The following is a 25,487-nucleotide window of genomic DNA, read 5'->3' as shown; positions in this document are numbered from 1 at the left end:
GGCCCAGGGCCTCGCCGATCTCGCGATCGCGTACCGAGAGCGCGCGCGCCACGCCCAGCCCACCTGCGGCCAGGTTGCCGCGCACCTCGGTGCCCTGCGGAATACGTGCCAGGCAGTACGGCACGGGCTTTCCGCCGATGACGAGCACACGCTTGTCCCCTTCGGTGATCTCGGGCAGAAACTTTTGCACCATGACGCTCTGGCTGCCGTCCCGGTTCAGGGTCTCGATGATGCTGCCCAGGTTCATGCCATCGGGCCCGACGCGGAAGATGCCCATGCCGCCCATCCCGTCCAGGGGCTTGAGGATGATGTCTCCATGCTCGGCGTGAAAGCGCCGAATGTCCTGCGCGTCGCGCGTCACCAGCGTGGGGCCGATGAATTGCGGGAACTCCAGAATGGCCAGCTTCTCCGGGTGGTCGCGCAGCGCCCGGGGCTTATTGAACACGCGGGCGCCCTCGCGCTCGGCCTGCTCCAGCAGGTGGGTGGCGTAGAAATACTCGCTGTCGAAGGGCGGATCCTTGCGCATGAGCACGGCGTCGTACTCGGCCAGCGCCACTTCGCGTGGCTCGCCGGCAATGAACCAGTCCTGCGCATGGCCGGTGAGCGTGATGTCGCGCACGCGCGCCACCACCCTGCCGCCGCGCTGCCAGTGCATGTGGCGCGGCTCGCTCACGGCCAGCGCATGGCCGCGCCGCTGGGCCTCACGCATCATGGCGAAGGTGGTGTCCTTGTAGATCTTGAAATGCTCGACGGGGTCGGCGATGAAGAGGAGGTTCATGGCAGGCTGTGGCTTCAGCGGCCGGCGTCAATGGTGCGCGCCGCGGCGCCCATACTGTTGCACAAACAGCGCCGCGCTGCCGGCGACCACGCCCCAGAATGCCGAGCCTATGCCGGCTAGGCTCACGCCGCTGAGGGTGACCAGGAAGGTGATGAGGGCGGCCTCGCGGTGGCCCTCATCGGCCAGCGCCGATGCCAGGCCACCGCCGATGGCGCCCAGCAGCGCCAGCCCGGCAATGGCCACCACCAGCTCCGCAGGGAAGGCTGTCAGCAGCCCCGTGACCACTGCGCCGAAGATGCCGACGGCGATGTACAGCAGCCCGCAGGAGGCCGCGGCGGTGTAGCGCCGTGCCGGATCCGGGTGCGCCTCGGGCCCCATGCAGATGGCGGCGGTGATGGCGCTGAAGTTCAGCGCAAACGCGCCAAAGGGCGCCAGCAGCAGCGTGGCAAGGCCCGTCATGCTGATCAGCCGCGAGACCGGCAGCTGGTAGCCCGTGGCGCGCATCACGGCCACGCCGGGCAGGTTTTGCGATGCCATGGTGACGATGAACAGCGGCAGGGCCAGGCTCATCAGCGCCTGCAGGCTGAAGCTGGGCGCGGTAAAGACGGGAACGGCCAGCGCGAAATGCACCTCGGACCAGCGCATCTGCCCATCGACCGCGGCCCAGGCGATGCCCACGGCCAGCGTGAGCACCACCGCGTAGCGCGGCAGCAGGCGACGCGCCAGCAGGTAGGCGGCCAGCATGACCAGCACCAGCGGCAGCGCCGTCTGCAGCGCCGCAAAGGCCTGCATGCCAAAGCGCGCCAGCACGCCCGCCAGCAGGGCCGAGGCGATTTCCATGGGAATGCGGTTCATCACACGCTCGAACCAGCCGGTCACCCCCGCCAGCGTGATCAACAGCGCGCAGACCATGAAGGCGCCTATGGCCTCGCCCATCGAAAAGCCCCCCGCCAGCCCGGCCGTGGCCAGCACCGCAGCGCCCGGCGTGGACCAGGCCACCATCACCGGCTGGCGCAGGATGAGCGAGGGCACCAGCGAGCACAGGCCCATGCCTAAGCCCAGGGCCCACATCCACGAGGTGATCTGCCCCGGCGTGGCGCCAAACGCCTGGGCCGCCTGGAACACGATGGCCACCGAGCTGGTGAAACCCACCAGCACGGCCACAAAGCCCGCGGTGGCTGCCGACAGGCTCAGGTCTTTGAAGAACTGCATGGCGACGGATTGTGGCAGCGCCGCCGGTATCGCGCAGCGGCATTCACTATATATTTGATAGCTGTTTGCGCTTTACCAGCATGTGCAAACGGCCAAAAACACTTCAAATCTCCACCTTGGAGCCCAGCTCCACCACCGCGTTGTTGGGCAGATTCAGGAACTCCGCCGCCGCGCTGGCGCTGTGGTGCATCTGGGCAAACAGCTTTTCACGCCACAGCGCCATGCCCACACCCAGCGTGGGCGTGACGATGTCGCGCGAGAGGAAGTAGCTGGTCGTCATCGGGTTCAGATCCACGCCCTGCTCCCGCAGCAGGGACAGCGCCTTGGGCAGGTCGTAGTCGTTCTTGAAGCCGTAATTGACGATCACGCGCCAGCAGTCATTGCCCAGCGCCTCGGCCTCCAGCCGCTTTTCCATGCCTATCCAGGGCACCTCGTGGTTCTGCACGGTGACGAACAGGTTTTGCCCGTGCAGCACCTTGTTGTGCTTGAGGTTGTGCAGCAGGGCATTGGGCACGATGCCGTCGCGCGAGGTAAGGAACACCGCCGCGCCCTCGACGCGCGTGGGCGGGGCAATGAACAGCGCCGACAGAAAATCCTTCAGATCCAGCGCCTGGTCCTGCAGCGCCTGGGTCAGCAGCGCGCGGCCGTCGCGCCAGGTCACCATCAGCAGGAACACCGCCCCGGCGATCACCAGCGGGAACCAGCCGCCGTGGATCAGCTTGAGCAGATTCGACGACCAGAACAGGATGTCCACCGTGAAGAACAGGCCCGACGCCCCTATGCACAGCAACAGCGGCAGCTTCCAGGCATAGCGCACGACGAAGAAGGTGAGCACGGTGGTGATCAGCATGTCGGTGGTCACCGCAATGCCGTAGGCCGCCGCCAGGTTGCCCGAGCTGCGGAACATGCCCACCGCCAGCACGATCAGCACGAACAGCCCCCAGTTGACAAAGGGCATGTAGATCTGCCCCTTGTCATGCACGCTGGTGTGCTGGATCTGCAGGCGCGGCAGAAACCCGAGCTGTATCACCTGCTTGGTGACGCTGAAAGCGCCCGAGATCAGCGCCTGCGAGGCGATCACCGCCGCCGCCGTGGCCAGGCAGACCAGCGGCAGCGTGGCCCATTCGGGCGCCAGGTTGAAGAACGGGTTCTTCACCGCCTCGGGCTCGGCCAGCAGCAGCGCGCCCTGGCCAAAGTAGTTCAACACCAGCGCCGGCATGGCGATGGAGAACCAGGCCAGGCGAATCGGGCGCTTGCCAAAATGCCCCATGTCGGCGTACAGCGCCTCGCCGCCGGTGACGCACAGCACCACCGCGCCCAGGATGATGAAGGTGATGCCCGGGTTGTGCAGCGCGAACACCCAGGCGTAATGCGGCGAGACGGCCCACAGAATCTCCGGGTGCCGGGCGATGTGCAGCAGCCCCAGCGCCGCGATGGTGGCAAACCACAGCAGCATCACCGGGCCGAAGAACTTGCCTATGCCGGCCGTGCCCTGCTTCTGGAACAAAAACAGCAGAAACAACACCAGCAGCGTCAGCGGGATGACGTACTTGGTCAGCTCGGGCGACATCACCTCCAGCCCCTCCATGGCGCCCAGCACCGTGATCGCGGGGGTGATGACACCGTCGCCATAGAACAGGCAGGTGCCAAAAATGCCCACCAGCAGCATCCAGTGGCGCAGCCGGGGCCGATCCGCCACGGCGCGCGACGCCAGCGTGAGCATGGCCACCAGGCCGCCCTCGCCGTTGTTGTCGGCGCGCAGCACCAGCACCACATATTTGACGGAGACGATGATGGTGAGCGTCCAGAAGATCAGCGACAGCACGCCATACACGTTGTCATGGGTGAACTGCACATGGCCGGTGGCGAACACCTCCTTGACGGTGTAGAGCACGCTGGTGCCGATGTCGCCGAAGACCACGCCGATGGCGCCCACGGTCAGACCCGCGAGCGAGGATTTCGAGTTTTGCACGGACTGTCTCCCGGCGCGCGGCCGGGGTTCCTGGTAGGAAGGGATGCTGATTGTGCGCCCGCCGCAGGCGCCGCGCACCAAGCCCGTGGCAGGGCTGCCACGGGCGCTGAACCGGGCTCAGTCGTAGACCTCGGCCTCCGGGTCGGTGGCCTCCAGCTCGTAGCTGGCCGCCAGCATGGCCAGGCGTGCGATCACGCCGTACATGTAGAAGCGGTTCGGCGCGCTGACACCCGGGCGCGCACCGGGCTGCGGCAGATGGGTGCTGTGCTCGAAGGCCAGCGGCACAAAGCTGGCGCCGGGGGCGTTCAGGTTCTCGTCCACGCCGCGCTCGGAATTGATGCGATAAAAGCCCCCGACCACATAGCGATCCATCATGTAGACCACGGGCTCGGCGACGGCCTCGTGCACGCGCTCCTGCGTCAGCACGCCCTCCTGCACGATCACGTCATGCACCACCTGGCCGTCCTTGATCACGGCCATCTTGTTGCGCGTCTTGCGGCTCAGATCGTCCAGCTCCTTGGCGTCGTGCACCGTCATGATGCCCATGCCATAGGTGCCGTTGTCGGGCTTCACCACGACGAAGGGCTTTTCCTTGATGCCGTATTCCTTGTACTTGCGCCGCACCTTGGCCAGCACCGCATCCACCGTGGCGCGCAGGCCGTCCAGGCCGGTGCCCTCATTGAAGTCCACGCCCTCGCAATGACCGAACAGCGGGTTGATGAGCCAGGGGTCTATGCCCAGCATCTTGCCAAAGCGCTTGGTCACCTCCTCGTAGCTCTTGAAGTGGTGACTCTTTCTGCGCACGCTCCAGCCCGCGTGCAGCGGCGGCAACAGGTATTGCTCGTACAGCTCTTCGAGGATGCCCGGCGCACCGGCCGACAGGTCGTTGTTCAGCAAGATGGTGCAGGGGTCGAAGTTCTTCAGCCCCAGGCGGCGCTTGTTGCGTATCACCGGCTCCAGCGTCACCGACTCGCCATGCGGCAGGTTGATGGTGGTGCTCTTCTTGATGTCAGCGCTGATCGAGCCCACGCGCACGTTCAGCCCCGCCATGTTGAAGATGCGCATCAGCTGAGCAACGTTGGCCAGGTAGAAGGTGTTGCGCGAATGGTTCTCCGGGATGATGAGCAGGTTGCGCGCCTCGGGGCAGATCTTCTCGATGGCCGCCATGGCCGCCTGCACCGCCAGCGGCAGCATCTCGTTGGTCAGATTGTTCCAGCCGCCGGGAAACAGGTTGGTATCCACCGGCGCCAGCTTGAAGCCGGCGTTGCGGATGTCCACCGAGGTGTAGAACGGCGGCGTGTGCTCCATCCACTCCAGGCGAAACCAGCGCTCGATGGCCGGCATGGAGTCGAGAATGCGCTGCTCCAGCTCGTTGATCGGGCCCGTGAGTGCGGTAACAAGGTGCGGAACCATATAACCCCATGTAATGCAGTCAAGCGCAGCATTGTAGGGACGCGCCCCAGGCGGGCGCATACGTAGTTCAACGACGCCAGAACGCGGGGGACAGCAGCGCCATGAAGCTCAGAATCTCCAGCCGCCCGAGCAGCATGCCCAGCGTGCAGACCCAGACCTGGAAGTCGGTCAGCTGCGCGTAGTTGGAGCTGGGCCCAATCATGCCCAGCCCCGGCCCGGTGCAGTGCACGCTGGCCAGCACGGCCGAAAACGCCGTCACCGCATCCAGATCGGTCAGCAGCAGCACCATGCTCAGCACGATCACCGTGGCGCCGTAGACCAGCATGAAGGCCATCACCGAGAAGATCATGCGGCTGTCCACCACCCTGCCGCCCAGCAGCACCGGCTGCACGGCGCGCGGGTGCACCAGGCGCGTGAGCTCGCGCCGCGCCTGCTGCACCAGGATCAGCATGCGCACCATCTTGATGCCGCCGCCGGTCGATCCGGCGCTGGTGGCCACGCCCGACAAGAGCAGCATGAACACCGGCGCGAACACCGGCCAGGCCAGGTAGTCCACCGTGGCATAGCCGGTGGTGGTGGCCACCGACACCACATGGAACATGCCGTGGCGCAGCGCCGTCAACGGCCCGTACATCCCCTTGGCCCAGAGCAGCAGCGCCACCAGCAGGCCGCCGCCGACCAGCGCCACCAGCGTGGCGCGCACCTCGGGGTCGCGCCAGAACGACTGCCAATGCCCCTTGCGCAGCGCCACGAAGTACAGCGCAAAGTTGCAGCTGGCCACCAGCATGAAGAACACCGCCACGGCCTCCAGCAGGGGCGAGTCAAAGAAGGCAAAGCTGCTGTCGTGCGAGGACAGCCCGCCCAGGCTGACGGTGGTGAACATATGCATCAGCGCATCCATGGGTGACATGCCCGCCGCCCAGAAGGCGATGGCGCACAGCACCGAAAACCCCGCATACACACCCCACAGCCCCTTGGCCGTCTCGGTCATGCGCGGGGTCAGCTTGGTGTCCTTGATGGGGCCGGCGGCCTCGGCCTTGAACAGCTGGCTGCCGCCCACGCCCAGCAGCGGCAGCACGGCCACGGCCAGGATCAGGATGCCCATGCCGCCCATCCACTGCAAAAAGGTGCGCCAGATATTGACCGACAGCGGCAGCGCATCCAGCCCCGACAGCACCGTGGAGCCGGTGGTGGTCAGGCCCGAGACGGCCTCGAAATAGGCATGCGTGAAGCTGATCGGCCGCGCCACCTGCGCCATGGCCAGCCACAGCGGCAGGCTGGCCGCCAGCGGCAGCAGCACCCACACCAGCGTCACCAGGATCACGCCATGGCGCGGCTGCAGCTCCTGGCGGTGGTGGCGCAGCAGCCACCAGAGCAGCAGGCCCGCGCCCATGGTCACGGCCATGGACAGCGGGTAGACGCGCCACACGCTCTCCTGCTGCCACCACGACACGGCGCCGGGCAGCGCCATGGCCAGCGCAAACATGCACATCAGCATGCCCAGCACACGCAGAACGGGGAACAGGTCACGCATGGCCGAGGGCTCAAAAGAACGTGGCGCTCACGCGGAACAGCTTTTCCACCTCGCGCACCAGGCGCTTGTTCGGCAGAAAGAACACCACATGGTCGTTGCTCTCGATGACCGTATGGCTGCGCGGAATGATCACCTCGGGCTCCGCCGGCGCGGCCGGTGGTGCCTCGCCCTCGCCCTCACCCTCGCCATCGGCCGGTGGCGGCGCGTCGGCATCGGGCAGGCCGCGCACGATCAGGCCCATGTGCACCTGGGGCGGCAGCGGCAGCTCTTCCACGCGCCGGCCGACCACGCGCGAGCTCTTCCTGTCGCCGCGCGCCACGATCTCCAGCGCCTCGGCCACGCCGCGGCGCAGGCTGTGCACGGCCTGCACGTCGCCACGGCGCGTGTAGGCCAGCAGCTCGCCCAGCATGGCCTGGGCCGGCGACAGCGCAATGTCGATCTGCGTGCCGTGCATCAGCTCGGCATAGGCCTGGCGGTGGATCAGCGCCAGCACGCGGCGCGCGCCCATGCGCTTGGCCAGCAGGCAGGACATGATGTTGTTCTCGTCGTCGTCCGACAGGGCCAGGAAGAAGTCCACCTCCTCGATGCCCTCCTCGGCCAGCAGCTCCTCGTCCGAGGTCTCGCCCTGCAGCACCAGCACCTGTTCGGGCAGGCTGGAAGCCAGCGCCACGCTGCGCTCCTGGCCCGGCTCGACGATCTTGATATGAAAGCGCCCCTGCTCGGCCGCCAGGGCACGTGCCAGGCGCTCGCTGACCACGCCGCCGCCGGCCATCATGATGCGCTTGACCACGCGCGGCGGCTGGCCCGCACGCAGGCGCAGAGCGGCCAGCACCTGGCGCACGCGCTGCATCCCCGCCAGCGCGAACACCTCGTCGCCCGGCTCGATGCGCGTGGTGCCGTCGCAGGGCACGAAGCGGTCGGGCTCGTCGGGAAAGCGCCGGTAGATGGCGACGATGCGCACCGCCACCTCGGGCATCTGCTCGCGCAGGTGCCTGATTTCCAGCCCCACCGCCGGCGCGCCGGCACGCGCGCGCGCCGACACCAGGCAGGCACGCCCGCCGGCGAACTCGCGCACCTGCAGTGCGCCGGGGTACTCCACCAGCTTGGCGATGTAGTTCACCAAGGAATTTTCGGGGCACAGAATGTGGTCTACCGCGAAACCCTCGCGCGAGAGCAGCGCGCTGCCGTCCTCGAAGCCACTGGTGCGCACGCGCGCCACGCATTGCGGCACGTTGAACTGCATCTGCGCCACCTTGGCGCAGACCAGGTTGGTCTCGTCCTGCGCGGCGCAGGCAATCAACAGGTCGGTATCGCGCGCGCCGGCCTCGGCCAGCACCTTGGGGTCTATGCCGCTGCCCACCACACCGCGCAAGTCCAGGCGCGACTCCAGCTCGCGCAGGCGCGCCGCGTCGGTGTCGATGACGGTGATGTCGTTGTGCTCCGACACCAGACTGGCCGCCGCACTCTGACCCACGCGGCCGGCGCCGAGGATGATGATTTTCATGTTTGCCGACCTGTCTTGACCCACCGCACTGGGCCACCATGCGCACACCTGTCGCCAGCGCGCGGCGTCTCGACTCCCTCTCCCGCGCGCGGGAGAGGGCGGGGGTGAGGGCTGTATGTCAACAGCCACTGCGCCTGAACAACCCCCTCACCCCTACCCTCTCCCCCAAGGGGGCGAGGGAGAAGCCGGGCCCCACCCTTGCGGATACGGCGCAACGCGCTATCCAAAAACAAGCGCATGGCCCAGCGGCTCAGCGCCGCACCTCGCCCTCGCCCAGCACCACATACTTCAGCGACGTCAGCCCCTCCAGCCCCACCGGCCCGCGCGCGTGGAATTTATCGGTGCTGATGCCGATCTCCGCGCCCAGACCGTACTCAAAACCATCGGCAAAGCGCGTGCTGGCGTTGACCATGCAGCTGGCCGAATCCACCTCGCGCAAAAAGCGCTGCGCATGCCGGTGGTCGGTGGTCAGAATGGCCTCGGTGTGGTGGCTGCTGTAGCGGTTGATCCAGGCAATCGCCTCGTCCAGCCCCGCCACCACCTTGATACTGATGATGGGCGCCAGATACTCCTCGCTCCAGTCAGCCTCGGTGGCGTCGACCAGTTTTGCTCCTGAAACAGTAGCCAGCAGCGCCCTACTTTCAGCGCAAACCCGCATTTCCACCCCTTTTTCGGCGAAGACGGCGCCGATGCGCGGTAAAAAGGCCGGCGCCACGGCGCGCGCCACCAGCAGGCTCTCGGTGGCGTTGCAGGGGCTGTATTTCTGCGTCTTGGCGTTGTCCACCACCGTCACGGCCAGATCCAGGTCGCAAGGGTCATCGACATAGCTGTGGCAATTGCCGTCCAGGTGCTTGATCACCGGCACCTTGGCCTCCGCGCTGATGCGCTCTATCAGCCCCTTGCCGCCGCGCGGAATGATCACGTCCACATACGCGGGCATGGCGATCAGCTGGCCCACGGCGGCGCGGTCTGTGGTCTGCACCAGCTGCACACCGTGCTCGGGCAGGCCGGCCTCGGCCAGCGCCAGCGCCACCAGCCGCGCCAGCGCGCGGTTGGAGTCAATCGCCTCCGATCCGCCGCGCAGAATGCAGGCGTTGCCGCTCTTGATCGACAGACTGGCCGCCTCGATGGTCACATTCGGCCGGCTCTCGTAAATCATGCCGAACACGCCAATCGGCACGCGCATCTGGCCCACGCGGATGCCGCTGGGCTGCTGCTTCATCCCGATGATCTCGCCAATGATGTCCGGCATGGCCGCCAGCTGCTCGCAGCCCAGGGCGCAGGTCTCCAGCACCGCGGGGGTCAGCTTCAGGCGATCGACCATGGGCTCAGGCAACCCGGCGGCGCGGGCGCGCGCAAGGTCGGCGGCGTTGTCCGCCTGCAGGGCCTGCACGTTCTCGCGCAACAGCCGCGCCAGCGCCAGCAATGCTTTGTTTTTAATAGCTGCTTGCGCCCGCGCCATAAGCGCGGAAGCCGTTTTTGCCTGTAAACCCAGGGTGTGCGTGTATTCGGCGATGTTCAGGGCATTCATGGGTGCGATTCTGACGCAGATCACCACGCCACGCGCCCGCCAGGGCACAGGCGCTACGCTACGCCCCATGAGCCACAACACCGCCCTGCGCCAGCTCGACGAGCTGCAAGCCCAGCTGCACGCCCTGCGCGCGCAGCAGACCAGCAACCACGCCTTCAGCGCCGGCGCGCGCGGCCACGCCGCCCTGCTGGCCGCCCTGCCGCCGCGCTACGCCGAGGTGCTGCTGGCCCTGCTCGACCGCCTGGAGGCCGGCGCCCTGTTCACCGAGGAAAGCTGCTCCTTCAGCCACCAGGGCCTGCTGGACAGCCTGCAGCAATGGCTGGACAAGGCGCGTGCCACACTTGCGGGCAAAACCGCCTGATACGCCCGCCAAACCAGCGCCAGCAGCTAGCAAAACAAAAGCAACCCGTGACCACCCCCACCGACTTCATCGCCCAATGGGGCCCCGGCGGCAGCAGCGCCCACCTGAACGAGGAGCAGGGCGCGCAAAGCCATTTCCTGGGCCTGTGCGAGCTGCTGGGCGTCCCCAAGCCCGGCAGCCCCGACGTCGCGCAGGAATACAGCTTCGAGCGCCAGTCCCTCATCCTGGGCGAGGCGCGCGGCTATGCCGACGTGTTCTACCGCGACCATTTCGCCTGGGAGAACAAGGCCCCCGGCAAGAACCTGGACGCCGCGCTGCGCCAGCTGCAGCAGTACAGCCTGGCACTCTCCAACCCGCCGCTGCTGGTGGTCTGCGACCGCCTGACCATCCGCATCCACACCCAGTTCAACGGCCACCCGAGCGAGACGCACACCGTGCGCATCGAGCAGCTCGACCAGCCGGAGAAGCGCCAGCTGCTGCGCCGGCTGTGGACCGACCCGCAAAGCTTTCGCCCGCGCCAGACCAACCGCGACATCACCGAGGCCGCCGCCAAAAGCTTTGCCCTGCTGGCCGAGCAGCTGCGCGGGCGCGGCCACCACCCCGACGCGGTGGCGCATTTCCTCACCCAATGCCTGTTCTGCTTCTTTGCCGAAGACGTGGGCCTGCTGCCCGGGCGCATGTTCGAGCGCCTGGTGGGCAACCGCCAGATCACCAGCGAGCGCCTGACCACCGGCCTGGCGCAGCTCTTCACCACCATGCAGACCGGCGGCCTGTACGGGCCGGACGACATCCCCTGGTTCAACGGCGGGCTGTTCGCGCACATCCATGTCCCGAAGCTGGAGATCCTCGACATCACCGAGTTGCGCAACGCCGCCGGCCTGAACTGGAGCGCCATCGACGTCTCCATCTTCGGCACCCTGTTCGAACGCGGCCTGGACCCCGCCAAGCGCAGCCAGCTGGGCGCGCACTACACCGACCCGGCAACAATAGCCCGCATCATCGAGCCCGTCATCACCCGGCCATTGCTACAAGAATGGGAGCTTCTGGCGCAAGACCTGCAAGCGCAAACGGCCAAGATCAGGAAACATGGCGACGCCGCCTACAAAAAGGCCCACAACCGCTTCGTGCAATGGCTGGAGCGGCTGCGCGCGTTCCGCATCCTCGACCCCGCCTGCGGCAGCGGCAACTTTCTGTTCCTGGGCCTGAAGGCACTGAAGGACGTGGAGCTGTACTGCATCACCCAGGCCGCCAACCTGGGCCTGGCGCGCGAGCAGGATCTGGTCACCGGCCCGCACAACATGCTGGGCATAGAGCTGAACGAATACGCCGCCGAGCTGGCGCGCGTGTCGCTGTGGATAGGCGAGATCCAGTGGCGCATCGCCCACGGCTACGAGGTCAAGACCAACCCCGTGCTGGAGCCGCTGGAGCAGATCGAATGCCGCGACGCGCTGCTGTCCTTGCCCCCTCGCCCGCAAGCGGGAGAGGGCTGGGGTGAGGGTGACTCCACCGGGCGCAGCGCCGAAGCACCCCCTCACCCCCACCCTCTCCCCCAAGGGGGCGAGGGAGCAACAGCCGCAACCGCCGCCGCGCCAGCGCTAGCCCCCGCGCACCCAGCCACCCAGGCTTCGGGGTCGGATCCCGATTTCGCGCAGCGAAACTCGGGCTCCGACCCCGAAGCCGGCCCACCGGGCGCTACCGCCACCGAAGCCCCCTGGCCCCGCGCCGACGTGGTGGTGGGCAATCCGCCGTTTTTGGGGGGCAGCAAGAAACGCGGCGAGCTGGGAGGCAACTACTTTGATGCTCTCAACCTCGTCTATGGCAGCCGCGTCCCCGGGTTTGCTGACTTGGTGTGCTATTGGTTCGACAAAGCCCTGCAAGAAATTCAGTTGCACGGTTTACAAGCGGCAGGGCTGGTCGCAACCAACTCCATTCGCGGCGGCGTCAACCGCACCGTCCTGGAGGCCATATGCAAAGACTCTGCAATTTTTGATGCTTGGTCTGACGAGCCGTGGGTCAACGACGGGGCAGCAGTGCGAGTGTCATTGGTCTGTTTTGGCAATTGCAACGCCACACGCCTTAACGGCCGCACGACCACGCACATCGATGCCAATTTGGCTGACCTTGCCGGCTTCGATGCCAGTACCGCCGTTCATTTGCCGGAAAACGAAAACACAGCATTCGAGGGCACCAAGAAATACGGCACCTTTGAGATCTCGGGTGAGATCGCCAGGTATTGGCTGCGATTGCCTAACGTCAACGGCATGAGCAACAGCCGGGTAATCCGCCCGTGGAGTAATGGCGCAAACGTTGTGCGCCGCCCGCAAGACATGTGGATTGTCGATTTCGGTGTAAACGCCACCGAACCCGAAGCATCGCTCTACGAGGCTCCGTTCGAACACGTCTTGAAGCATGTAAAGCCCACACGCAAGGATGCCAAGTGGTGGTTACATGAGCGCAGTCGCCCCGCAATGCGCATCGCGCTGGAGCGCTTGGCACGTTTTGCGCTCACCGTCCGTGTATCCAAACACCGACTCTTCGTGTGGAGCCCGGGCAGCGCCATCCCCGACACCGCCACCGTCGCCATCGCCCGCGCCGACGACACCACCTTCGGCATCCTGCACAGCCGCATGCACGAGCTGTGGTCGCTGCGCATGGGCACCTGGCTAGGCGTGGGCAACGACCCGCGCTACACCCCCACCACCTGCTTCGAAACCTTCCCCTTCCCCGCCGGCCTGACCCCCGCGGACACGGCCCACCAGCGCACCGAGGCCCTGGAGGGCGGCGCGCTGATCCCCTCCGGCCTGGCGGAAGATTTCAAGCAAAAAATGCCGCTAGCGCCCACCCAGCAAGCGCAAACAGCTATCAAAAACATAGACGCACGCGCCGCCGCCAGCGCCATCGCCCAGGCCGCCCAGCGCCTGGACCAGCTGCGCCGCAACTGGCTCAACCCGCCCGAGTGGACACGGGCCGTGCCTGAGGCCGTGCCGCTGGGCATGGACGCCTCGCCCTACCCCGACCGCATCGAGCCGCGCCCCAACCTGAGCGAAGCCGACGCCAAGGCCCTGCAAAAACGCACCCTGACCAACCTCTACAACCAGCGCCCCGCCTGGCTGGCCCAGGCCCACGCGCAACTGGACGCTGCCGTGGCCGCGGCCTACGGCTGGCAGGACTGGCGCGCCGACATGCCCGACGACGAAATCCTGCGCCGCCTGCTGGCGCTGAACCACGAGCGCAGCCGCACCGCAGACGCCCCATGAGCCGCCCCCGCCCCGCAACGCCCGCCGAGATCGGCGACGGCCAGGACCGCCTGGTCGATGTCCACGGCCCCGAGGTGCATCCCGACCTGCGCCGCGCCGTGCTGGCGCGCATGCAGCCGGGCGACCAGCTGTGGCGCTGCCCGCGCCGCGGCGCCCCGCGCGGCCTCCTCGGGCTGCTGGGCATGGGCCAGCGCGACGTGGTGATCGAATGGTGGCTGCTGGACGCCGAGGGCGATTTGATCGAGGCGTTCTGGGAGGAGTAGGCCGCCAGAAAAATCGATCTGGCGCCCGAGGAACAAGCCTTTTGATCCGGCAAGTAGCGGTCGTTGGCTGTCGTCATCCCGGCGCAGGCCGGGATCCAGCATCCGGCATCCAGGCTGGCCAAGGGCATCCCTGGATCCCGGCCTGCGCCGGGATGACGGTCAACGCTTGGTTGCGGAGTCGCCTGGATGACGGTCAGCGCTTGGTTGCCGGATCCATTGTTACGGGGCCAAGTCGCTTCACCCCACCCGCTGCAGCCTGATCCTGGCGCCCGGAGCGGCGGCGACATGCTCGGTGCTGATGTAGCGCAGGCGGCCGCTGGCGTCCACCACGCGTGCCTGCAGGGCCAGCTGGGGCGCGCCCTGGCCGGGTGCGGCGGCGGGGGCACGCCAGGCGAGCCGGAAGGCGCTGGCCTGGCCGGCGGCGGGGGCCGCAACCGGGGCGACATGTTCGGCCACCAGGGGCGCGGCGATGTCCTGCAGCGCCACGTCGCGCAGCTGCACGGTGAGGGTGAGCCCGGCGCCGTCGCTGGCGGTGTCGGCGGGCCAGATGACCTGGCCTTCAAGGTGTTGCATGGTCTTGGGTGCTTCTGGCTGTTTTGCCGCGGCGCCGGCGCTGCGCGCTGGCCATGCGGCGCAGGGCGTCGGCATGGGCCTGGGTGATGGGCAGGCCGGCGCGCGATTCTACGAACTGCCATTGGCCGGCGGGGTTGACCTCCAGAAAGTAGTAGTCGCCGTGCTCGTCCTGCTTCAGGTCGATGGCGCCGTAGACCAGCCCCAGCCGGCGCATCAGCGCCAGCAGCCGCTGGCTCAGTGCCGGCGGTAGGTCCACGGCGCGGATTTTTGCCTCGCCTATGACCATGCGCATGTCCACGGGGTAGCTGCTGTCGCGCGCGTCGATCTCGGCGGCAAAGAGGGCCTCGCCTATCACCGTGACGCGCAAATCCACACCCTGTATGCGGCGCTGGAAGATCACCGGCGCCAGCCGCACCAGCTCCAGCCGCGCCAGGTCTTCGGCCTCCACCAGGCGTGTCTCGCGCCAGTCGGCAATGCTGGCCAGGAAGGGCTTGAACACCACGCCGGCGCTGTGGTGCGCGGCGCAGAAGGCGCGCGCCTGGTCGGGCGCGGTGGTCACGCAGGTGGGCGGCAGCGTCAGGCCGACGGCGGCGGCCTGCGTCCACTGCAGCGGCTTGCGGTGCGCGGCGTCGTCGGCCAGGCGCGGGTTGATCCAGGGCGCGTCGATGGAGTCGAGCATGCCCAGCACGGCCTGCTCGGTCTCGCTGTGCACGAACTGCCGGCGGTCTGCCGGGCCAATGCCGGGGTCGATCTCGAACGGCTGCACGCGCCGCCACCAGACGGCGTCCACCACCGCCAGGTCGATGGGCTCTGCGCCCAGCAGCCGCAGCGCCGGCGCCGCCTGGCTAGTCCAGGCGCAGGCCAGCGGCAGCCGGGCGGGAAAGTCGGCCAGATTCAGCCGGTGCACCGGCTCGCCCGCGGCGGCCAGGCGCGCGCAGACGGCGTCGGTGTGCTCCTCGCCCGGGTAGGAGACGACCAGGATCATGCGCCGCCCTCACCCCCCAGCGCCTGCCATTGCGCCACGGCCTGCTCCAGCTCTTGCGCCAGGGCGTCGGCCATGGCCTGGGCCTCTTCGTGGGCCGCGGCCAGCTGATCGACCTGCGCGGCGGCCTGCTGCAGCGCATCGCCCAGCCCGCCGCCAAGGTCGTTGCCCAGCGGCTGGCGGCTGGCGCCGGCCAGCACGAAGGGGGCGGAGTAATCGCGAATGGCCGGATTGATCACCGGGCCCGGGCCTATCGGGCCTATGGGGTCGCGGCCGACCTCCTTGACCGTGATCGGGTCGGTGATGGGGTCCTTGCGCAGCTCCTTGGCCGTGTCGCGGATGGGATCCTTGCGCACCTCCTTGACGGTGTCCTGGATGGGGTCCTTGCGCACCTCCTTGATGGTGTCGCGGATGACGTCCTTGCGCACCTCCTTGATGGTGTCGCGGATGGGGTCCTTGCCCACCTCCTTGATCGTCGGCCGCACATTGGGGTACATGGCCAGCACGCCGGCAATGTCACCGGCCGACAGGCCGGTGCGCTGCCCCATCACCACGCCCGGCGGCAGGGCCACGCGCGGCACCAGGGTGGGCTGGCCGTTGATGGAAAAGGCCGTGCCCGGGTAATGCATGATGGAGCCGAAGTCGTAGGCGCCCAGGTCGTCGCCGTCCTGTATGTGCTGGTTGAAGTTGTGCTGCATCGCCGGGTCGATGTTGGCCCAGTTGACCTGCACGAACTGGTCGCGGTCCTCGCGGCTTTGCTCATGCCACAGGCCCACGGCGTGGCCGATCTCGTGGATGGTGTTGCCGGTGGTGCAGCCCGCGCCCAGCGTGATGGCCTGCATGCCGCCGCGCCGCCCCACATGCGAGGAGCAGCCGCCGCCGGGCACGAAGCGCACATAGTCCGGGTGCTGCGCGGCGTTGGCCGCCGTGCGCAGCACGAAGCGGATCACGGTGTTGGACTCCCAATGCGCAATGGCATCGGTGATGCGCGCCTGGTTGGGCAGCGCCGGGTCCACCTCATAGGGCACGCGGCCGCCGGCCCAGCGGAACTGCACGCCGTCCGGGCTGGTGATGCCCACCGAGAACAGCACCGGGTTGCCGGATTCGTCGGCCTGCATGTCGGCCACGCTGCCAAGCACGATGTCGCCCTCGAAGATGGCCTGGCCATCGACATCGGCATAGTGCAGCCACTTGCCCGTGGCCCCATGCAGCCCCCTGAAGCCCACGAAGGCCGTGCCCGCCAGCGGGCCGGCGCGGCATTCACAGGGGTCGGCGCCGCCAGCACCCGTCGATCCGCCTTCGGTTTTGCGTCTGGTTGCCATGATGATTTACCTCGCTGAAGTGGGCGCGAATCGGCTACGAGGGGGGACTGCCTGTAGTGACCAGCGCGATGAATGCCTGCTTCATGCTCCTTCAAGGTCAGATCCCGAAACCGGCTGCGAATCCATGGCCAGCAAGGGCAGGATGCACATGGTTCTGATCGTTGCACGACAGTAAGTCGTGACTAACGAGTGTCCTACCGGGCTTGGCGCGCGTCAAGCGCCGGCATGTGGATCGGGCCCCAGCAGCTCCTGCTGCAGCGGCTGCTGGATCAGCCAGATGATCTCGGCGCGCAGCGCTTGCGCGGCGGCCCCGCCCGGCAGCGCCAGCGCCTGCCCCTGGTGCAGCAGCAGCAGGCTGCGGCGCAGCGGGCCCTGGGGCAGGGGCTCGGGCTGGCCGTCCTGTGCGTCGGCACAGGCCAGCAGGCGCTGCGCCAGCGCAGCAAAGGCCTGGCACTGCGCGGCGCTGGCGCTCGCCTGGTGCAGTGATTCGGTGGCCGCCGGGCATGTGGCCACCGGTCTGGCGCCCGCCGGCAGGGCCGCACCGGCACCGCTTTGGCGCAGCACGGCCAGAAAGCAGCGGCGCTGCAGATCGAGTGCGTACCAGGTCTGCCGGCCGGCGTTCATCAGCCCGCCCTTGAACAGGGTGACCGCGCCCTCGGCAATGCGCGCGATCTCGGGCGGCAGGGCGTCCTCGGTGCGCGACCAGGGCGCGGCGGGCGCCGGCTGTGCGTCGGGCCATGGCGCCGCGTCAAGCACGGGCCCGAAGGGCCCCGGTGGCCCATCAGGCATCCAGCCCCCCGGGCCAGAAACCCGGCCAGTTGCCGGCAATCGGCTTGGGGTAGCCGGCATCGACCTTGTCGGCGGCGATGTCGTAGCGCAGGTACTGGCTGCCCTTGAAGAAATAGGCCTTGCCGTTGTTCCACACGGCCGCGGCCTGCACGCCGGCGGCAAAGTCGGCCGGGAAGCCCGGCCAGTTGCCGGCAATCGGCCTGGGGTAGCCGGCATCGGTCTTGTCGCCGGCGATGTCGTAGCGCAGGTACTGGTCGCCCTTGAAGAAATAGGCCTTGCCGTTGCCGGGCCAGCAGATAGCGGCGTCTATCTTCTCGGGCCACATGCCGGGCCAGTTGCCGGCGATGGGGCGCGGGTAGCCGGGATCGACATGGTCGGCCACCACGTCGTAGCGCAGGTATTGCTTGCCCTTGAAGAAATAGGCCTTGCCGCCACCCCAGAGCACGAAGGCATCGACCTTGTTGCTGAAGGTGGTGGGAAAGCCGGGCCAGTTGCCGGCCATGGGCTTGGGGTAGCCGGCGTCGGTCTTGTCGGCCTTGGGGTCGTAGCGCAGGTATTGCTTGCCCTTGAAGAAATAGGCCTTGCCGTTGGGCCAGATGCACGATGGCGCCACCGGGCCGGGGTAAATGAGGCCGGAGAACTGGGCATCAAGCGCGTTGATGTCGTTGCCGCCGCTGACGGCCTGGCCGTCCTTCATGATGCTGGCCGGCAGCCAGTAGCACATGATGGAGGTCGGGTCGGCCTGGGCGGTGGCGATCAGGGCCGATTGCGCCAGCGGCGTCAGCACCTGCTGGATCACTTCCTGCTCGCTCCAGCCCTGGGTTTGCATGAAATGGGCAATGGCCTTTTGCTTGTCGATGCGGTCGATGATTTCCTTGCGCATATGCTCATGCGGAAAGCCCAGCGTATGGCCGGTCTCGTGGCGCACCACGCGGTAGAACTCCGAGTCCGGGGTGTTCATGGTGAAGCCGTCCAAGTTCATCGTCGGGGCGTTGGCAGGTATCAACAGCACGTCGGTGCCCAGGTAGGACCAGTAGCCGTCGCCCGCGGTGCGGGCAATGCGCACCTGGGGATTGGTCTTGGTCTCGACAAAGCGCACGTTGCTCCACGCGCCCCAGGCGTTCATGTGGCTCAGGATGCGCGCGCGCAGGTCGGCCGGCGGGCTGTCCATGAAGCCGACCGTGAGCTTGACGCCCTTGGAGCCCCAGTATTTTTTCGTCAGCACGCTCAGGCGCGCCTGGACCGGCATCTCGGCGGGCATGCCGAGCGCGCGCACCATCTGGATCGATGGGGCATTCAGCGGGTTGATCTGCACCGCCCTGTCCGCTGCCGCCGCCAGTTCGGCAACGGCTACCGTCTTGATGGTGCATGAGTGGGCCTGGGCGTGGGAATGGGAATGCGCTGTCATACAACCTCCTGCCGCAAAAGCGTGAGTCGAACGATCGGGCGCGCGGTGTCGGCCGCCGGCATGCCTGCGCGCCAGTGTCAGCATTTACTCCCATGCCATGGCGCTGTCAACGGTGGCTGACGGCGGTGCTCAGGCAAGGCTCCGGCAAGGCGCCGGGCAGCGGCTTCAGCGCCCCAGGCGGCACAGCTGCAGCGCCAGGCGCGACAGCGCCTGCCAGCCGTCCTGTGGCCAGTCGGCTTGCTTCAAGCCCTTGACGATCCCGTCCACCACATGCGCCGATTGCAGCAGGCGCGCCAGCTGCGCGTCGCTGGCCTGGGGCAGCAGGCGTTCGTAGAGCCGCTCCTTGACGCCCCAGACACGGTTTTCGCGCAGCGCCATGGGCAGCGGTTTGCCGGCGTTCATGGCGTCCTTCACGCGCTTCAGGGCGCGTATGTCCTCGGCCAGTGCCCAGTGCACCAGCACCTCGGCCTCGCCCTCGGCCTGCAGGCCGTCGAGCATGCGCTGGGTGCGCGCCACCTGGCCGGAGAGCACGGCCTCGGAGAGCTTGAACACGTCGTAGCGCGCGACGTTGAGCACGGCGGCCTCGACCTGTTCGCGCGACAGCTCGCCCTGGGGGTGCAGCAGGGCCAGCTTCTGGATCTCCTGGTGCGCGGCCAGCAGGTTGCCCTCGACGCGGTCGGCAAAGAATTGCAGCGTGCGCTGGCCCTCCTCGCCGGCGGCCACGCGCTGGCCCTGGGCGGCCAGGCGCTGGGCGATCCAGGCCGGCAGCTGGGCGCGCTCCACGGGGTCGATCTGCACCGTGGCGCCATGTGCTTCGAGCGCCGAGAACCAGGCGCCGGTCCTGGTGGCCTTGTCCAGGCGCGGCAGCACGACCAGGGTGAGCACGCTGTCGTTGCCCTGCGCCGCCTGGGCGATCTGCTGCAGCGCGGCGCCGCCGTCCTTGCCGGGCTTGCCCGAGGGGATGCGGATCTCGACGATCTGCCGGTCGGCAAACAGGCTCAATGAGCCGCCAGCGGCCAGCACCGCGCTCCAGTCAAAGTGCGCGCCGGCCACGGTGAAGCTGCTGCGCTCGGTATAACCCTGGGCGCGCGCCGCCGCGCGTATGGCGTCCAGCGCCTCCTGCTGCAACAGGGCCTCGTCGCCGTGCAGGGTGTAGAGCGGGCGCGGGCCCTTGGCCAGGTGGGCGGCGAGCTGGCTCAGAGAGATTTGAGTCAAATCAGGCTCCAACTCTTATCCATAAAGCGCAAACAGCTATATAAACAATAGTGAAATGCGCTACCTTCGCTACTGGCGCACGCAAGGCCAGCAGCCGCCGTGGAGCTGGCTTTGCCAGGCCACCGGCGGCGTCCCCCTTCCCGCAGGAGAAGGGGGAAGGCGCGAAGCGACTCAGGGGGTTGCACCAATCTTCACCGCCGCCAGGCGGCGCATCAGTTGCTGCACCATGTCGGTGCGCATATTGCGAAACAGCATGGCCTCCTCGCCCTCCTTGGACAGGGCCAGGGTTTCGTTGTAGCTGATGTCGCGCTGCTGGCGCAGCTCGGTCTCGGGTATCCATTCCTGGCCCTGCTGGCCACGCAGCCGAAAGCGCAGGCGCAGGCGCAGCTGCAGCTCGCGGATCTGGCCGGCGGCGCTCATGCCTACGGCAATGCGCTCCTGCTGCTCGCCGGGCAGCTCCAGCACGGCCTCGGCCTGGGGCAGCTGGGCGGGGTCGGTCAGCACCGTGAGGTTGCCGCCCGCACCCTGCAGCGTGCGCACCAGCTCGCGCGCCATGGCCGAGCCTTCGGGCGCCTGCACGTACAGCGTGCGAAAGGCGAACTGCGGCACGCCGCGCAGGCGAAAGCCGCAGGCGGTGAGCGGCGCCACGGCCAGGCAGGCAAGCAGGCTGCGTCTGCGCATCACAGCACCACGTTGACCAGGCGGCCGGGCACGACGATGACCTTCTTGGGCGCCTTGCCTTCGGCAAATTTCTGGAAGTCGGGGCTGGCCAGCGCCGCGGCCTCGATGGCGGCCTTGTCGGCGCTGGCCGGCACGCGGATCGCGCCGCGCAGCTTGCCGCCCACCTGCAGCATCAGCTCCAGCTCGTCCTGCACCAGGGCGCCAGCGTCCACCTGGGGCCAGGCGGCGTCCAGCAGATCGCCCAGGGAGCCGGCGTAGCCCAGCTCGGTCCACAGCGCGTGCGTGATGTGCGGCGTGGCCGGGTAGAGCACGCGCAGCAGGATGCCAAAGCCCTCGATCAGCGCCACGGCGGCGCCTGCGCTGTCCTGGGCCTTGAAGTCCTCCAGCGCGTTGATCATCTTCATGGCGCCGGAGACCACGGTGTTGTACTGCATGCGCTGGTAGTCGTACTCCACCTGCTTGAGCACGGTGTGGATCTCCAGGCGCAGGGCCTTCGCCTCCTTGCCAAACTCAACGTCATTCAGGCTTGTAACGCCCGCTGTACTTGCGCTGGCAGCTTCTCTATCAATAGCAGACAGCTTCACGCCGAAGTTCCACACCCGGCGCAGGAAGCGGTAGCTGCCCTCCACCGCCGCGTCGTTCCACTCCAGCGTCAGCTCGGGCGGCGCGGTGAACATGGTGTACAGGCGCGCGGTGTCGGCGCCGTACTTTTCGATCAGGTGCTGCGGATCGACGCCGTTGTTCTTGGACTTGGACATGGTGCCCACGCCCTCGTAGGTGATGGCCGTGCCCACGGGGAGCAGACCGTCGGTGCTCTCGGCCGCGTTCTTCAATTTGGCGCCGACGATCTTGCCCGTCTCGTCGTGGATGTGTTCCACGTCATGCGGCCAGAAATAGTCCTTCGCGCCCTTGGCGCTCTTGCGGCTGTAGATATGGTTCAAGACCATGCCCTGGGTCAGCAGTTTGGTGAAGGGCTCGTCGACCTTGACCAGCCCCAGGTCGCGCATGACCTTGGTCCAGAAGCGCGCGTACAAGAGGTGCAGGATGGCGTGCTCGATGCCGCCGATGTACTGGTCCATGCCGCTGCCACCGGTAGCGGCATTCTGATCCCGCATCCAGTAGTCCGTGCCGGCGCCGACCATGGCGTCGTGGTTCTGCGCGTCGCAATAGCGCATGAAGTACCAGGAGCTATCGACGAAGGTGTCCATGGTGTCGGTCTCGCGCCGCGCGGCCTTGCCGCAGCAGGGGCAGACCACGCCGGCGTGAAACTGCTCGCTTTTCACCAGCGGGTTGCCCGAGCCGTCGGGCACCAGATCCGGCGGCAGCACCACGGGCAGGTCCTTCTCGGGCACGGGCTGGGCGCCGCAGTCCGGGCAGTGGATGATGGGGATCGGCGTGCCCCAGTAGCGCTGGCGGCTCACGCCCCAGTCGCGCAGGCGCCAGGTGGTCTTGAGCTCGCCCAGGCCCTTGGCGGCCAGGGCGGCGGCCACGGCGGCGACGGCGTCCTTGTGGGCCAGGCCGCTGAAGTTGTCGGAGTTGATGGTCACGCCGCGCTCCTTGTCGGCGTACCAGTCCTGCCAGCGCTCGTGGTCGAAATGCTCGCCATCGACCAGGATCACCTGCTCGATCTCCAGGTCGTACTTCAGCGCAAAGGCAAAGTCACGCTCGTCGTGCGCGGGCACGCCCATCACGGCGCCGTCGCCGTAGCTCATCAGCACGTAGTTGCCGACCCAGACGGCGATCTGCTCGCCGCTCAAGGGGTGGGTGACGAACAGGCCGGTGGCCATGCCCTCTTTTTCCTTCAGCGCCAGCTCGGCCTCGGTGGTGCCGCCCTTCTTGCATTCTTCAATGAAGGCGGCCAGCTTGGCATTGCCCTGCGCGGCGTGCGTGGCCAGCGGGTGCTCGGGGGCCACGGCGCAGAAGGTCACGCCCATGATGGTGTCGGCGCGCGTGGTGAAGACATACATCTTCCCGTCCTGGATCAAATGACCCTGCGCGTCCTGGATGTCGTGCGTGAAGGCAAAGCGCACGCCGGCGCTCTTGCCGATCCAGTTCTCCTGCATCAGGCGCACCTTGTCGGGCCAGCCGCTCAAGGTGGCCTTTTCGCCGCCGACCTGCACATGGTCGAGCAGCTCCTGCGCGTAGTCGGTGATCTTCAGGTAGTAGCCGGGGATCTCGCGCTTTTCCACCGGCGCGCCGGTGCGCCAGCCCTTGCCGTCTATCACCTGCTCGTTGGCCAGCACGGTCTGGTCCACCGGGTCCCAGTTCACCACCTGGGTCTTGCGGTAGGCAATGCCCTTGTCCAGCATCTTCAAAAACAGCCACTGGTTCCACTTGTAGTACTCCGGGTCGCAGGTGGCGACCTCGCGGCTCCAGTCGATGGCCAGGCCCATGGCCTGCATCTGCTGCTTCATGTAGGCGATGTTGTCGTAGGTCCACTGCGCGGGCGGCACCTTGTTCTTCAGCGCGGCGTTCTCGGCCGGCAGGCCGAAGGCGTCCCAGCCCATGGGCATGAGTACATTGAACCCCTTCATGCGCAGCTGGCGCGTGAGCATGTCGTTGATGGTGTAGTTGCGCACATGGCCCATGTGCAGCTTGCCGCTGGGGTAGGGCAGCATGGAGCAGGCGTAGTACTTCGGTTTTGCCTGATCCTCGGTGACGCGGTAGGCATCGCTGGCCGTCCAGTGGGCGTGCGCGGCGCGCTCCACCTCGGTGTGGTTGTATTTGTCTTGCATCGGGAAGCTGGATAAGAAAGGCGGCGGGGAACTGCGCTGCTGCGCAGTGGTCACAAGGGTCTGACAATTGCGCCCAATTCTAGGCGTTCATCCCCCCACCACCGCGCAGCGCCAGCCCATGGGGCCGGCATGCCGCAGCATTGCAAGGAGTTTTCCCGCCCTTGACCGTCCTCACGCTGTTTCTGTCGCTATCACCCTGGATGCAGGCCACCATAGGCCTGGCCTGCCTGCTGCTGCTGGCCTACGTGGTACAGGCGCTGGCGCAATACCTGCTGCTGCACACGGTGCCGCGCCTGCGCGAGCGCATGGATGTGCGTTGGGCACGCGTGTTATGGCACGACCAGGTGCTGCGCCGCCTGGCGCGCGTGGTGCCGTCGCTGGTGGTGCAGGCGGGCATTGGCGCCGTGCCGCACCTGGACCCGGTGGCCTTTGCGGTGATCCGCAACCTGGCCGTCGCGCTGACCGTGCTGCAGCTGGTGCGCACGCTGAACGCCTTGCTCAACGCCATCCTGCAGGAGCAGGAGAGCAGGCCGGAGGGCGCGCGCACGGCCACCCGCTCCATCAAGAGCTATGTGCAGCTGGGCAAGCTGGCGCTGGCGTTGATCGGTGCCATCGTCATCGTGGCGGTGCTGATCGACCGCTCGCCGCTGATCCTGCTGTCGGGCCTGGGCGCCATGTCGGCGGTGTTGATGCTGGTGTTCAAGGACACCATCCTGTCGTTCACCGCGGGCGTGCAGCTGTCGTCCAACGACATGCTGCGCGTGGGCGACTGGATAGAGATGCCGCAGATGGGCGCCGACGGCGCGGTGATCGACATCGCCCTGCACACGGTGAAGGTGCAGAACTGGGACAAGACGATCACCACCATCCCCACCTGGCGCCTGATGAGCGAGAGCTACCGCAACTGGCGCGGCATGAGCGAATCGGGCGGGCGCCGTATCAAGCGCCAGCTGCGCATCGACAGCGCCACGGTGCGCTTCCTGAGCGACGCGGACATCGACCGCCTGGAGCGCATCGCCCTGCTGGCGCCCTATCTGGCGGCCAAGCGCCAGGCCGTGCACAGCGCCAACGCCGCGCTGGGCGAGGGCGCCGCCGTGCCCGCCAACCTGCGCCGGCTGACCAACATCGGCACCTTTCGGGCCTATGTGCAGGCCTACCTGCAGGCCCACCCCGGCGTGCACCAGGGCATGACGCTGATGGTGCGCATGCTCGAACCCACGGCCGAGGGCGTGCCGCTGGAGCTGTACTGCTTTACCGCCACCACGGCCTGGGTGCAGTACGAGGCCATACAGGGCGACATCTTCGACCACCTGCTGGCGCTGCTGCCCGAATTCGACCTGCGCCTGTACCAAAGCCCCACGGGCTGGGACATCCGCAGCGGGCTGCAGCAAAAGGGCTTGCCATGACAGCGGGAGCACCGGCGTCTCGCCTGTACGCACGACCATGCCGGCGAGACGCCGGCGCTCCCGGAGATGCCTGAATTGGGAGTTGTTTGGCCTATAACGCCCGTACAGCAAGCGCCAGACGCTCTTATTTTTGAGTTGATGGCTGGGCCACGAAACCCATGCGCGTCAGGCCGGCCGCCTGCGCCGCATCCATGACCTCGACCACACGCCCATAGGGCACGCTGCGGTCGGCGCGCAGCTGAACCTCGGTGTCGGGGCGCTGGTTGGCGATCTGCCGCAGGCGCTGGGCCAGGGTGGCGGCGTCCACCGGCGCTTCGTCCAGATAGACCTGGCCGGCGGCATCGACCGCCAGCGATACCGCATGCTCCGGCGTGCCGCCCTGGGCGCCCTCGGCGCGCGGCAGTTGCAGGCGGATGCTGCTGGCCAGCAGCGGCGCGGTGAGGATGAAGATCACCACCAGCACCAGCATCACGTCCACCAGCGGGGTCACGTTGATGTCGCTCATGGGCTCCGCGCCCTTGGTGCGCTCCAGGCGGCCGAATGCCATGGCG

The 25,487-nt window shown here is 67.5% G+C and carries 20 protein-coding genes (1 of these 20 cut by a window edge); 4 read left to right on the top strand and 16 right to left on the bottom strand.

Annotation, left to right across the window (positions count from 1 at the left end; genetic code table 11):
* The 7 genes from gshB to P4826_RS14600 form a co-directional block, all read right to left on the bottom strand.
* A protein-coding gene (gene gshB, locus P4826_RS14630) for a glutathione synthase (protein WP_317701116.1) crosses the window boundary here: on the bottom strand, positions 1 to 778 show its 5' portion. 176 nt of this gene lie to the left of the window's left edge; 778 of the gene's 954 nt are visible here — the first part of the coding sequence; the start codon lies at positions 776 to 778; the stop codon falls past the left edge of the window.
* Positions 779 to 805: 27 nt separating this feature from the next.
* Positions 806 to 1,990: a benzoate/H(+) symporter BenE family transporter gene (locus P4826_RS14625; RefSeq protein ID WP_317701115.1), complete on the bottom strand. Its 1,185-nt coding sequence runs from the start codon at positions 1,988 to 1,990 to the stop codon at positions 806 to 808.
* A 103-nt stretch (positions 1,991 to 2,093) separates the two neighbouring features.
* Entirely contained in the window at positions 2,094 to 3,962 is a 1,869-nt protein-coding gene (locus tag P4826_RS14620; RefSeq protein WP_317701114.1) for a potassium transporter Kup, read from the bottom strand.
* A 117-nt stretch (positions 3,963 to 4,079) separates the two neighbouring features.
* A complete protein-coding gene (gene gshA, locus P4826_RS14615; RefSeq protein ID WP_317701113.1) occupies positions 4,080 to 5,375 on the bottom strand; it encodes a glutamate--cysteine ligase in 1,296 nt (431 codons plus the stop codon).
* 67 nt (positions 5,376 to 5,442) lie between these two features.
* The gene (locus P4826_RS14610) at positions 5,443 to 6,909 is read right to left on the bottom strand and encodes a TrkH family potassium uptake protein (protein WP_317701112.1); all 1,467 of its coding nucleotides are present in this window, start codon (positions 6,907 to 6,909) and stop codon (positions 5,443 to 5,445) included.
* A gap of 10 nt (positions 6,910 to 6,919) precedes the next feature.
* Positions 6,920 to 8,413 carry a Trk system potassium transporter TrkA gene (trkA, locus tag P4826_RS14605; protein WP_317701111.1) on the bottom strand — a complete coding sequence of 498 codons (1,494 nt, stop codon included), beginning with the start codon at positions 8,411 to 8,413 and terminating at the stop codon, positions 6,920 to 6,922.
* 250 nt (positions 8,414 to 8,663) lie between these two features.
* A complete protein-coding gene (locus tag P4826_RS14600) occupies positions 8,664 to 9,944 on the bottom strand; it encodes a glutamate-5-semialdehyde dehydrogenase (protein ID WP_317701110.1) in 1,281 nt (426 codons plus the stop codon).
* A 67-nt stretch (positions 9,945 to 10,011) separates the two neighbouring features.
* Here P4826_RS14600 and P4826_RS14595 point away from each other — a divergent pair, with 67 nt between their 5' ends.
* The 3 genes from P4826_RS14595 to P4826_RS14585 are packed head-to-tail and all read left to right on the top strand — an operon-like array spanning position 10,012 to position 13,825.
* Entirely contained in the window at positions 10,012 to 10,305 is a 294-nt protein-coding gene (locus P4826_RS14595) for a hypothetical protein (RefSeq protein WP_317703768.1), read from the top strand.
* 47 nt (positions 10,306 to 10,352) lie between these two features.
* Positions 10,353 to 13,562, top strand: coding sequence for a class I SAM-dependent DNA methyltransferase (locus P4826_RS14590; RefSeq protein WP_317701109.1), 3,210 nt, complete (start codon positions 10,353 to 10,355; stop codon positions 13,560 to 13,562).
* A complete protein-coding gene (locus tag P4826_RS14585; protein WP_317701108.1) occupies positions 13,559 to 13,825 on the top strand; it encodes a hypothetical protein in 267 nt (88 codons plus the stop codon). The genes P4826_RS14590 and P4826_RS14585 overlap by 4 nt, the downstream gene beginning before the upstream one ends.
* A gap of 237 nt (positions 13,826 to 14,062) precedes the next feature.
* On the opposite strand, the gene P4826_RS14580 is transcribed toward P4826_RS14585, so the two are convergent.
* From P4826_RS14580 to leuS, 8 genes are all read right to left on the bottom strand, one after another.
* Positions 14,063 to 14,398, bottom strand: coding sequence for an S-adenosylmethionine tRNA ribosyltransferase (locus P4826_RS14580; protein ID WP_317701107.1), 336 nt, complete (start codon positions 14,396 to 14,398; stop codon positions 14,063 to 14,065).
* Complete coding sequence (locus tag P4826_RS14575; RefSeq protein WP_317701106.1) at positions 14,385 to 15,383, bottom strand: MvdC/MvdD family ATP grasp protein; 999 nt, start codon at positions 15,381 to 15,383, stop codon at positions 14,385 to 14,387. Before P4826_RS14575 ends, P4826_RS14580 begins: the two co-directional genes overlap by 14 nt.
* Entirely contained in the window at positions 15,380 to 16,702 is a 1,323-nt protein-coding gene (legP, locus tag P4826_RS14570) for a Dot/Icm T4SS effector Zinc-dependent metalloprotease LegP (RefSeq protein WP_317701105.1), read from the bottom strand. Before legP ends, P4826_RS14575 begins: the two co-directional genes overlap by 4 nt.
* A gap of 213 nt (positions 16,703 to 16,915) precedes the next feature.
* Positions 16,916 to 17,458: a hypothetical protein gene (locus tag P4826_RS14565; RefSeq protein ID WP_317701104.1), complete on the bottom strand. Its 543-nt coding sequence runs from the start codon at positions 17,456 to 17,458 to the stop codon at positions 16,916 to 16,918.
* A gap of 25 nt (positions 17,459 to 17,483) precedes the next feature.
* The gene (locus P4826_RS14560) at positions 17,484 to 18,899 is read right to left on the bottom strand and encodes a hemopexin repeat-containing protein (RefSeq protein WP_317701103.1); all 1,416 of its coding nucleotides are present in this window, start codon (positions 18,897 to 18,899) and stop codon (positions 17,484 to 17,486) included.
* 165 nt (positions 18,900 to 19,064) lie between these two features.
* Positions 19,065 to 20,114 (bottom strand): DNA polymerase III subunit delta, encoded by a 1,050-nt coding sequence (gene holA / locus P4826_RS14555; protein ID WP_317701102.1) that lies wholly within the window; start codon positions 20,112 to 20,114, stop codon positions 19,065 to 19,067.
* Positions 20,115 to 20,285: 171 nt separating this feature from the next.
* Positions 20,286 to 20,795, bottom strand: coding sequence for an LPS-assembly lipoprotein LptE (locus tag P4826_RS14550; RefSeq protein WP_317701101.1), 510 nt, complete (start codon positions 20,793 to 20,795; stop codon positions 20,286 to 20,288).
* A complete protein-coding gene (gene leuS / locus P4826_RS14545; protein ID WP_317701100.1) occupies positions 20,795 to 23,530 on the bottom strand; it encodes a leucine--tRNA ligase in 2,736 nt (911 codons plus the stop codon). Before leuS ends, P4826_RS14550 begins: the two co-directional genes overlap by 1 nt.
* Positions 23,531 to 23,691: 161 nt before the next feature.
* Between leuS and P4826_RS14540 the strand changes: the two genes are divergently transcribed.
* Positions 23,692 to 24,936: a mechanosensitive ion channel family protein gene (locus P4826_RS14540; RefSeq protein WP_317701099.1), complete on the top strand. Its 1,245-nt coding sequence runs from the start codon at positions 23,692 to 23,694 to the stop codon at positions 24,934 to 24,936.
* A gap of 124 nt (positions 24,937 to 25,060) precedes the next feature.
* Here P4826_RS14540 and P4826_RS14535 read toward each other — a convergent pair whose 3' ends face one another.
* Positions 25,061 to 25,483, bottom strand: a complete 423-nt coding sequence (locus P4826_RS14535) for an ExbD/TolR family protein (protein WP_317701098.1) — start codon at positions 25,481 to 25,483, stop codon at positions 25,061 to 25,063.
* Between the last annotated feature and the right edge of the window lie 4 nt (positions 25,484 to 25,487).

It is taken from the genome of Diaphorobacter limosus (genome assembly GCF_033100095.1).
In the GTDB taxonomy this organism is placed as follows: Bacteria; Pseudomonadota; Gammaproteobacteria; order Burkholderiales; family Burkholderiaceae_C; genus Alicycliphilus; species Alicycliphilus limosus.
The sequence above is the reverse complement of the archived record's forward strand: the minus strand, read 5'-3'. Positions and strand labels throughout refer to the sequence as shown.